This window comes from Vibrio sp. PNB23_22_6, from assembly GCF_052877535.1.
Window position 1 is genome coordinate 1 of record NZ_JBNFXP010000045.1, and the last position, 9632, is coordinate 9632.

General features: G+C 41.2%; 10 protein-coding genes. 1 reads left to right on the forward strand and 9 read right to left on the reverse strand.

The window, feature by feature from the left end; genetic code table 11:
* Nucleotides 1–73: 73 nt before the first annotated feature.
* Complete coding sequence (locus ACVA54_RS19235; RefSeq protein ID WP_446649873.1) at nt 74–649, reverse strand: hypothetical protein; 576 nt, start codon at nt 647–649, stop codon at nt 74–76.
* Nucleotides 650–876: 227 nt separating this feature from the next.
* Nucleotides 877–1206: a hypothetical protein gene (locus ACVA54_RS19240; RefSeq protein ID WP_446649874.1), complete on the reverse strand. Its 330-nt coding sequence runs from the start codon at nt 1204–1206 to the stop codon at nt 877–879.
* Nucleotides 1207–1466: 260 nt separating this feature from the next.
* Here ACVA54_RS19240 and ACVA54_RS19245 point away from each other — a divergent pair, with 260 nt between their 5' ends.
* A complete protein-coding gene (locus ACVA54_RS19245; protein WP_446597072.1) occupies nt 1467–2510 on the forward strand; it encodes an IS110 family transposase in 1044 nt (347 codons plus the stop codon).
* A gap of 476 nt (nt 2511–2986) precedes the next feature.
* Here the strand turns inward: ACVA54_RS19245 and ACVA54_RS19250 are convergent, their stop codons facing one another.
* The 7 genes from ACVA54_RS19250 to ACVA54_RS19280 all read right to left on the reverse strand — a co-directional run bounded on the left by ACVA54_RS19250 (nt 2987) and on the right by ACVA54_RS19280 (nt 8924).
* Nucleotides 2987–3253, reverse strand: coding sequence for a hypothetical protein (locus ACVA54_RS19250; protein WP_050917567.1), 267 nt, complete (start codon nt 3251–3253; stop codon nt 2987–2989).
* A 209-nt stretch (nt 3254–3462) separates the two neighbouring features.
* Nucleotides 3463–3966, reverse strand: coding sequence for a GNAT family N-acetyltransferase (locus ACVA54_RS19255; protein ID WP_099081250.1), 504 nt, complete (start codon nt 3964–3966; stop codon nt 3463–3465).
* Between the two features lie 151 nt (nt 3967–4117).
* Nucleotides 4118–4585: an NUDIX domain-containing protein gene (locus tag ACVA54_RS19260; protein ID WP_017045764.1), complete on the reverse strand. Its 468-nt coding sequence runs from the start codon at nt 4583–4585 to the stop codon at nt 4118–4120.
* Nucleotides 4586–4727: 142 nt separating this feature from the next.
* Nucleotides 4728–5003 carry a putative quinol monooxygenase gene (locus ACVA54_RS19265; protein ID WP_446609213.1) on the reverse strand — a complete coding sequence of 92 codons (276 nt, stop codon included), beginning with the start codon at nt 5001–5003 and terminating at the stop codon, nt 4728–4730.
* Nucleotides 5004–5153: 150 nt separating this feature from the next.
* Nucleotides 5154–5558 carry a putative signal transducing protein gene (locus ACVA54_RS19270; protein WP_099080881.1) on the reverse strand — a complete coding sequence of 135 codons (405 nt, stop codon included), beginning with the start codon at nt 5556–5558 and terminating at the stop codon, nt 5154–5156.
* Nucleotides 5559–6794: 1236 nt separating this feature from the next.
* The gene (locus ACVA54_RS19275; protein WP_446620174.1) at nt 6795–8150 is read right to left on the reverse strand and encodes a Fic family protein; all 1356 of its coding nucleotides are present in this window, start codon (nt 8148–8150) and stop codon (nt 6795–6797) included.
* Between the two features lie 243 nt (nt 8151–8393).
* Nucleotides 8394–8924 (reverse strand): hypothetical protein, encoded by a 531-nt coding sequence (locus ACVA54_RS19280; protein ID WP_446620176.1) that lies wholly within the window; start codon nt 8922–8924, stop codon nt 8394–8396.
* Between the last annotated feature and the right edge of the window lie 708 nt (nt 8925–9632).

The following is a 9632-nucleotide window of genomic DNA, read 5'->3' on the forward strand; positions in this document are numbered from 1 at the left end:
TCTATGTTAAGAGATGGCGTCATGTGGGATGAGAACATAGCGAAAAATTAGCTATTGACGCCATAGTCGTTTGTTATGTTTTATTTTCAATACGTGCTGCTATAACATCCATGCTTTCTGACAAAAGTAAGTCATTGATAATTAATATGGCCATTAAAATATTCTCTCGAATAGCTGAACGAGCTCTGTTATCTTGCGATGCTTCAATTGCTTTATATATAAACCTAATTAATTCATAAAACTGCTGCCCTAAAGCACACTCGGCCTGCCTGTCGAAAATAAACTCTTTGTAAACATGATTTACTGTAGGTAAATCATTTCCATGGCAAGGACAAATGCCATATTCTTCGCCTTGTACTAACTCTTCTTCAAACCAATTAAAACGAGTATCATTATATTTAAGATCCTCAACTGAACTACAGCTAAGTTTCCATATATGACTATCATGAGGACAACTTGTATATGTACTCACGACATGACCACCATTATCTGAAAAATATGATAGAAGCTTATTTTTAATATAAATTAGCTCTCTTTTTGTCGTAGAGTTTGACTTAGTGTTGTCCCATCGATTATAGCTACTATTTGAGTCACTGGTAGTTCTAACTAATTCCAACAACTCTCTTCTTACTTCTACTAGTTTTATCACAAGATATTCCAAAAAAAACATAACGCCTTGCTAAGGTGCGGCTAACGCCACGAAACCTTAGCAAAGCCACCGTAATCACTAAACTCAACCGAACCAAAAATGCCGAAGGTTCGCCGTCACTCTTAAGCAATTTGTTAACTTTCTGTCCCTAGAGTACTAGACTTACACTTTATTGCATGTTTCTCTAGATTTTTAATCCACGCACCGCACTTTGCACAAGGTAAGTATTATTTTAAAAACTGATACTTAGCCGAGAACTCCTTCCATTTTTCAGGGTGGACAGAACGCACATGTTGTGCAATCTGAATAGGTTTGAAATTAGGCTTGTGATTTGTACAGTATGGGCAAGATCCGAGAATATAAGTTTTGTCGAATTTGGCATGATGTAAGTCAAGTGAACTTGGGCGAGAAAAAGAAGTTTGACCAAAACCATCATCTTTAATGAACACACGAGCTTTCGCTCCAATAGTAGTTACCTTAGCAGGCTCTGGCAGACTCTTAACTAGGCTAGTCGGCACTTCACTTGCTCTTTTTAATTCTCGAACTAGACGACTCATCAATGACCCCAAACATACAAATAGTAAGACATGGTACCATTAAGTTTGAGTGCAATGAAAGTTAACGCCCAATTAAGGGGTGAACAACGCTACCACCCAACCTAAAGCATTGTGCCATAAACACTAAATTTGAAGTAGAAGCAATAATGCCACGCGTTGCGAATCCCTCTTGAGCAGTTTGATACTCATTGAGCCTTCTCCTCCAACTTAGCCTCTCGACTAAGCTGGAAGGCGACGAAACCCAAAACGGAGAAGACTCTATGAGATTCTATAACAACCAACATAACTATTACTGTGGCATTGATCTGCATGCTCGCTTACTCTACGTCTGTATTCTCGATTCACTTGGCAATAAAGTCCTGCACAAGAAGATTGATGCCGCTCCCGATGCACTACTTGAGTTAATTACACCTTATCAGGATAACATCGTCATCGGTGTCGAATGCATGCATTGCTGGTACTGGGTTAGCGATCTTTGCCTTGATTATGCGTTTGATTTTGTACTCGGTCATGCGCTGTATATGAAAGCGATTCACGGAGGTAAAACGAAGAACGATCGTATCGATTCTTTCAAAATTGCCTCACTGCTTCGGGGCGGCAATTTTCCTATCGCCTATGTTTACCCTAAAGCCATGCGAGCAACACGAGATTTACTGCGACGAAGGACCAAAATCATGCGCCATGGCGCTGACCTAAAAGCTCATGTTGCCAACACCTTTAGCCAATACAATCAGCAAAGCCATAATGTTCAACTGCGCTACCCATGCGCTCGTGAACAAGTACGCAACCAATTCGATGAGCCTTCAGTCAATCGAAGTATCGATATGGATTTGAACGTCATCGCTTTCTACACCAAAGAGTTGGCGAGCGTAGAGCACTTTATTGAAAAGACAGCCAAGCAGCACAGCGCTCAAGATTATTCTCTCATCCAAACTGTGCCTGGTATTGGCCGCATTCTCGCTCTCACAATTTTGTATGAAGTCGGCAATATTGAACGCTTCCCGTCGGTTCAAAACTTCGCCTCATACTCACGACTAGTTAAATGCAAAGCCGAATCAGCGGGTAAACAAAAAGGAACCAACGGCAACAAAATTGGAAACGCCTACTTAAAATGGGCGTTCTCGGAAGCTGCGGTTCTCTATTTAAGGGGCAATGAACCCGCCAAGAAATACATTCAACGCCTGCAGAAACGGATGAGCAAAGCCAAAGCGCTATCAGCGTTGGCTCATAAACTGGGGCGATGCGTCTATTTTATGCTGAGAGACAAAACGGTATTTGATGAGAAACGATTTTTACCCCAATAAGTCGCACAATGAAGTGAGCTGAACGTCTAACTGGTGCTGAGTGAGAACACGTCACTGACTCAAATTTACTGGGATATAAGCCCGAAGAAGTCAGTTGTGTCAGGTAGTCCAAGCCCGCTTGCTTTGATTAGCCGCTTCATTGGTGCGCACCCATAACAACGAACAGCAAAGTTGCTTACACCTCGGCTGAGCCTGAAGATAACTGGAAAACAACTGTTTAACCATTTTTTTGAATAGTGCCAGCTGGGGTTAACCGATAAATGTCTAATGGCCCAACCAATAATGGTTGGCAGCGGAGAGACCGCAATAAGAGACCTTCTATATGTGTTTGTCGTAAGCAATGCTTAATGACCAAAATGACAAAGCGAAGTAGATAACTTTGTTGTTCGAAGAGCATTGGCTGCTCACGCAGCCAATAGGATGTTATTGCCTATTGACAGGCAGAAGGCTCATATGTGTTATACGCGTGGTCACGTTTACAACTGAATATCCACTTGATTACGAATGTAAGTAGGAATCGATAATTGCTCATCAAGGTCTTTGAATTTGGGACTTTTAGGCATTGAATCAATGATAGTGCTAAGTTCATCGTAACTGATGTCCACAACACGACAAGCTGTCATAAGACCATTAATGAAGTGCTTTTTGTCGCGTTTTTGCGACTTCTCGCTAGCGGGAATTGATGAGTAAACTTCACACTCTTTTGATAGTAACGCTAGCAACTCTGCCTTTTGTAAATCCATAATTACCCTTGATAATGATGAAAACCTATTATCCAACATGCAGCTAACCAATTGCTTTAAATTGATTACTGCTACGTTTAACCTTTAGCGTATAACGCCCTGTTAAGGGGTGAGCAACGCAATACCGATGCCGCCGCATGCCACCTTAATCACTAAAACCAACGCATAGTAAAAATACCACGTGTTGCGAATCCCTCTTGAACAGTTTGTTAGGTGCGAACCAATTTTGACATATAGTATTCGTCCACATATTGTCCATCGACTTTCAAAGAGTTACGCTTTGTACCCTCGATTTCAAAACCGTTATTACGGTAAAGATTTAACGCTCTTTCATTGTGGCACATTACTGTTAACTCAAGCCTTGTGAACTCATGTTCTACAGCCCAAGATTCGAGACTTTTGAGAAGCTGTTTTCCATAACCTCGCCCAGAGACTGATTGCTTAATACCAATAACACAATACATTGAGTGGCAATTTCGATTAGCTGTGTTCCCAATACCAGCAACAAAACCAAAAGCTTCATGATCATCTGAAACAATGAACATGACCTTTGAGTTATTTTCAGAAAAAGATTCGAGGATCGTCACCTGTTGTTCGAGAGTAGTTTTACGCTCACCCTCTTCTAGCATCATAAATTTCGATTCACGATCTAGCTGATACATAAGATCTAATACTGCTTGAGCGTCACTCGCTCGTACTTCCCTGATTTGCATAGAACTTCCTATTTTCCTCTTAGCACCTAACGCTTTGCTAAGGTGTGAAGCACGCAACGACCAAGCATCTGCATGGCACTTCAACACGGAAACCACCGCATATTAAAAATGCCACGCGTGCTGAATCACACTTAAGCAACTTGTTAGCTTTCTAGCCAACGAAATACGCTGACTCATTTTCTGCAAACAAACTCTCTAACGGATAAGGTAGCTCAAGCTTTGGCAAGTTACCCTTTGAAAACCACTTTAAAGACACCGTTTCATCGTCGAGTGCAGTTTGCAACTGGCTGCCTACTACACATTTAAACATAATTACGGTGTACTCAACTTGGTCGCCATTTGGATATGTGAATCCAAACCCCTCACCACCAAATACACCAAGTAGACGCTCTACTTTAATAGCCAAACCTGTTTCCTCTCGAACTTCCCTAACCAATGCTTGAACTGGAGATTCTTGAGGTTCAATCATTCCAGCAGGAAGACTCCATGTGTTGTCTGATTTCTGCTGAAGTAGTAACTCTTGGTCTTCATTTAAAATGACACCTGCCACGCTAGGGATAAGTAACGGCATGGTTCCAATTTTGGAACGAATTTCTTTGATATAGTTACTCGCGCTCAATTTTCCTCCTTGAAAGTTAACGCCCGCTTAAGTGGTGAGCAACGCAATACCTAAGCTGCAGCACACCACCTTAATCACCAAAGTTAACGCATGCCAAAAATGCCACGCGTTGCGAATCCGTCTTGAAGCGTTTGTTATGCGTTTACTCAGATATTTCATAATGCCGTTCAACGTTTACTGTCACTTTGCCCCAATTAGAAGCCTTAACTCTTTTCTGATGACGCTCGAAAGCTGCCTTATCCGTGAACTCTTCGTAAACGTCAAAACGAAGAGGGTTTTCTGAATTTTCAGTGACGATAAACGTAATACACCCTGACTCTTCTAAAGTAAGAGTTTTATGGTTCACCAACTCACTTTTTACCAATTCAAGCTCTGACTCAGGTACTAAAATAAAACCTTTCAATGTTACTTTTGACATGAATTCCCTCGTGACGCATAACGCCCAATTAAGGGGTGAGCAACGCTACCACCAAAACCTAAAGCATTGTGCCGTAATCACTTAATTTGAAGTAGAACCCAAAATGCCAAGCGTTGGGAATCCCTCTTAAATTGTTTGTTATGCCACGACTCAAAGCTTTTCACTGAACTCGCCACATTGTTTACATTTATAGCCTTGTTTGTAGAAAAATAGTGGGAAACCTAACAATATGAAAACTAGAAATGCGGGACGCTTGCCCTGTGTGTGAGCAGTTATCTCACTACTGCCACAATGGGGACAAATATCTTGTTGCTCTCCCATAGCTTCAGAGTGCTTTTCAAGACTTTCAGAAAAATCACTAGTCAGGATTTCAGTAGCTTCTTCAAAGTCTTTTTCTGAAACCATCAAGCGCACACCTCCAATAGCATTTGAATATAACCATTGTGTATTCACCGTATGCTCATCTGCAATGAAGCTTTCGATGCCAGCACTTTCAAGGTTAGCTCTCGCTATATGAGCTTCATGAGGAAAAGAAAACCTTGCTACTACAATCATGAATTTCTCCTTGTGGCATAACGCCCTGCTAAGGGGTGAGCAACGCAATACCGATGTTGCCGCATACCGCCTTAATCACTAAATTCAACGCACAGTAAAAATGCCACGCGTTGTGAATCCCTCTTGAGCAGCTTGTTAGTGCGCTGCCCTTAAAGCTTATGGTATTTGCCAAGGCATTGAAATATAGCACGAAATTTTTAGCTTAAAATGCGAAAGCTAAACGGACAACTGCCAATCTGAAACCAATACTCAAAACGCGAGTTGGCTAGAAGAAAAACACGCAAAGCTCACCAATTTTCAACGACTTCAAATTTTCAAAGGAGACTGACTTCGAGCTTTCCCGACGACACCAAAGAAACGATTTTTCGCCGCGAAGCCATCCGCGAGAAAGAAGCCGCACCAATGAAATTGCTTACAACGTTAGAAGCCGTAAACGACGTTGTCAACGCGATCACTGCGCATCTAGTGCCACCGGAGAGAACGTGAAAGGCACATTTGAACCGCTGTAAAGCAGAGCAAAGAAACCAATAAACACCAAATTTTACAACCTTTGATGCCCATCCCGTACTAACGCCCTGCTAAGGGGTGAGCAACGCAATACCGATGTTGCCGCATACCGCCTTAATCACTAAATTCAACGCATAGTAAAAATGCCACGCGTTGTGAATCCCTCTTGAGCAGCTTGTTAGTGCGCTGCCCTTAAAGCTTTTGGCATTTGCCAAGGCATTGAAATATAGCACGAAACTTATGGTGTAATACGCGAAAGCTAAACGGACAACTGCCAATCTTAAACCAATACTCAAAACGCGAGTTGGCTAGAAGAAAAACACGCAAAGCTCACCAATTTTCAACGACTTCAAATTTTCAAAGGAGACTGACTTCGAACTTTCCCGACGGCACCAAAGAAACGATTTTTCGCCGCGAAGCCATCCGAGACAAAGAAGCCGCGCCAATGAAATTACCAGAAAGTTAGAAACCGTAAACGACTTTTCACAACGCGATCACTGCCCATCTAGTGCCACCGGAGAGAACGTAAAAGGCACATTTGAACCGCTGTAAAGCAGAGCAAAGAAACCAATAAACACCAAATTTTACAACCTTTGAGGCCAATCCCGTACTAACGCCGCGTTAAGTAGTGAGCAACGCCTACACCATAGTCAAACCATTGCTCCGTAATCACTGAAACCGGTTTAAACCAAAAATGCCAAGCGTTGCGAATCTGTCTTAAACGCTTTGTTATATTTTTAGGCGCTCCCTTAAGCCTGCAGGTGCTAGATATATGACTGCTTTGTGACTTTTGTGCTTAGAAGCCATCAGTAGTTCTGCCTCAACCAATTTATTTAAGTAAGAGCGCGCTGTATTCTCATTAATATCTAAATCAAGAGAAACCTGCTTAACTGTAAATGTCTTACCTGGTTGTTTGACTGCGTCCTTCAGAATTTCTAACTGCCCTCTTTTCAACCCTTTCGATACGGGACTTTTATCAATCCATTCCATAAATTGGTAGAATTCTTTTTTCTTCGCTTCTATATGTTCGTGCAAGGAATTAACCGCTTTAGTAACAATATCTACCTGATGATATATAAAGTAGGTTAAATCAAATTCGTCTGTTTCCGTATATACGTAAGCTGTATCATAGTCTGACCTTTTTTCTTGGATAAGTTTACTGATGGAAACATATTCGAAAAGCCAATAACCAGTTCTCAGCATAAACCAATAAAACAATGCCCTTGCAGTCCTTCCATTCCCATCACCAAATGGATGTATATAACCAATCATAAAGTGAAGGATAATAGCTTTGACTAAGGGATGAATGAAGTGGTCAGAATCACTGCCATCATCGCATTCATTTGCAAACTTACATAAGTCTTGAAGCCTTTCTTTTAAAGAATCGGCAGATGGTGGCTCATGAGCTACTTCATTATAAATATTAGCCACAGTCACATCATTCGTGTCTCTCAGTTCCCCAGGAATAGCTTCATTATCGATTGCATTGTAAGTAGCGATCGCATGAAGTTCCAAAATTAAGTCTATTGAAAGTGGCTCATCTTTCCGCTCAACCGCTTTTTTCATTAACAAGAAATTGTTAAAGATCATTTGCTCTGATTTATCAGTAGGCTTTCTATTGTTTTCGAGCATATCTTTAGCAACTTTACGAGTAGTTGAGGCGCCTTCTAACTGGGACGAAGTAATGGCCTCTTCCATCATTAAGTTCCTAACTAAATAGCGATCTTTTTCTCTAGCCGTTATAAAAGAACCGTCGCCAATTGCATGCCCACCACCAGTGACTTTGTCTATATGATGTAACTGAGCAAACAATGAATCGGGAATGCAATAGCTAAAGTGACTTTGGAACGTATCTGCTTTTAATATCGGCAATTCTTTAGCTAATGTTTTTCTGGCAAATTTAGTGGCGATCCACGCAGACTCGGAATCTACACCTTTTTCAACTCTCCAGATAAACTTATCCCAATGTAGGTAATTCCCTGAACCATCTGTTGCACCATACTTCCCTAGTAACGGCATTACTTTATCAGCAGGAAAGTTCTCCATCAGTTTGGAGAATGGCTTTGGAGTTCTTATTCTTGCCATTTCATACACCCTTAAACTCAAAATTTCATTTTTGAGTTTAAGGGACAGTTATGACTTTTTCAACGTAAAATCGAATTTTTGTGTTATGGGGGACAATAGCCCCAAAAATATAACGCCCGCTTAAGTGGTGAGCAACGCAATACTGTGCTTCCGCATACCACCTAAATCACTAAATTTACCGCAAACCAACAATGCCACGCGTTGCGAATCCGTCTTAAAGCGTTTGTTATGTGCGCGCTCCATTTAAACGCGGATTATAGACAACTTATCAAGTGATAACGTTCCTTTATGCATTACATGAGGAATAAGGTGAAAAACCATTGGTTTAGTTCCTTTGATAGCACATTCCTTGTAATACGCGAACACCTCTGGCTTTAAGTTGTTCAATGGTTTGATATTATCCATTGAAAATGATCTATATTCGTTTATGTGAGAACTGTCAGAGCTAGCACTGCTGTACATAAAGATCGTCGAGTTAGCTGAAGTGAAGCCACAGTTTTGAGGGCAAATTTCAAACCATTCTTGCCGCTGTTTCACCTCAATTCCACTATCTTCCAATGCCTTCTTAATTTGAGCTGGATGTACAGGACTCATAAAAATCACATCGTTCCATAAACAGTCCAATGTTGGGATCTTAATTTTCTTCAGTTCAGGGCGATTTAAATACTTCCAATTACCAGAATCAAACAACTCTTGATCAATTGCCTCCAATTGATTTAGAGACATGATTTCATCATATTTAAGGTTGTCTGGCACTCGGTGATATAGTTTCAAATTTAACTCCTTTACTCTGAAGCACATAACGCCCTGCTAAGGGGTGAGCAACGCAATACCGATGCCGCTGCATACCACTTTAATCACTAAAATCAACGCATAGTAAAAATGCCACGCGTTGCGAATCCCTCTTGAGCAGTTTGTTAGTTTGCAAACCCAAAGCGTTGATTTTACGTTATTTTAAACTTTGCAAACAATAAACTTTATGTGTTTTGATGCACTTAAGTCAGGCGTAGTCTCAAGGCGGCAACTCAATGAAACCACTTGGAACAAACAACGTCGCAGAAAACGAACTCACAACACCAAAAAGCGCTTTTGGAAAACCAATCTCACAATGCGGACTTTCAACAAAGTCACTGAAACCACGTGGAACTTACCACACCAGAGAAAACGTCATTTCAGCGTGTAAATCGGCTTTTATACCAACAAACTCAACGAGCAGAGTTTCAGCGAAAAAGTTCAACTCAGTTAACCCAAAAGTCGCCGCACCAAAGAACAAATCAACCGTTGAAACGATACCAATTTTGAGTTTACACCACGCAAGTTAACACTGAAATTGAACGCCAATACGACAATTTCGACTTTGAGCTTTTACCACTAGATTTTGCGATATAGCTGCGTTTTTCCTCTTGCAAACTAACGCCCTGTTAAGGGGTGAGCAACGCAATACCGAAGTTGCCGCATACCGCCTTAAACACTAAAACCAAC

Coding starts and splice junctions, on each gene's coding strand:
- ACVA54_RS19240 (WP_446649874.1), bottom strand. CDS start 1,206: ATGAGTCGTCTAGTTCGAGAATTAAAAAGAGCAAGTGAAGTGCCGACT.
- ACVA54_RS19245 (WP_446597072.1), top strand. CDS start 1,467: ATGAGATTCTATAACAACCAACATAACTATTACTGTGGCATTGATCTG.
- ACVA54_RS19250 (WP_050917567.1), bottom strand. CDS start 3,253: ATGGATTTACAAAAGGCAGAGTTGCTAGCGTTACTATCAAAAGAGTGT.
- ACVA54_RS19255 (WP_099081250.1), bottom strand. CDS start 3,966: ATGCAAATCAGGGAAGTACGAGCGAGTGACGCTCAAGCAGTATTAGAT.
- ACVA54_RS19265 (WP_446609213.1), bottom strand. CDS start 5,003: ATGTCAAAAGTAACATTGAAAGGTTTTATTTTAGTACCTGAGTCAGAG.
- ACVA54_RS19270 (WP_099080881.1), bottom strand. CDS start 5,558: ATGATTGTAGTAGCAAGGTTTTCTTTTCCTCATGAAGCTCATATAGCG.
- ACVA54_RS19275 (WP_446620174.1), bottom strand. CDS start 8,150: ATGGCAAGAATAAGAACTCCAAAGCCATTCTCCAAACTGATGGAGAAC.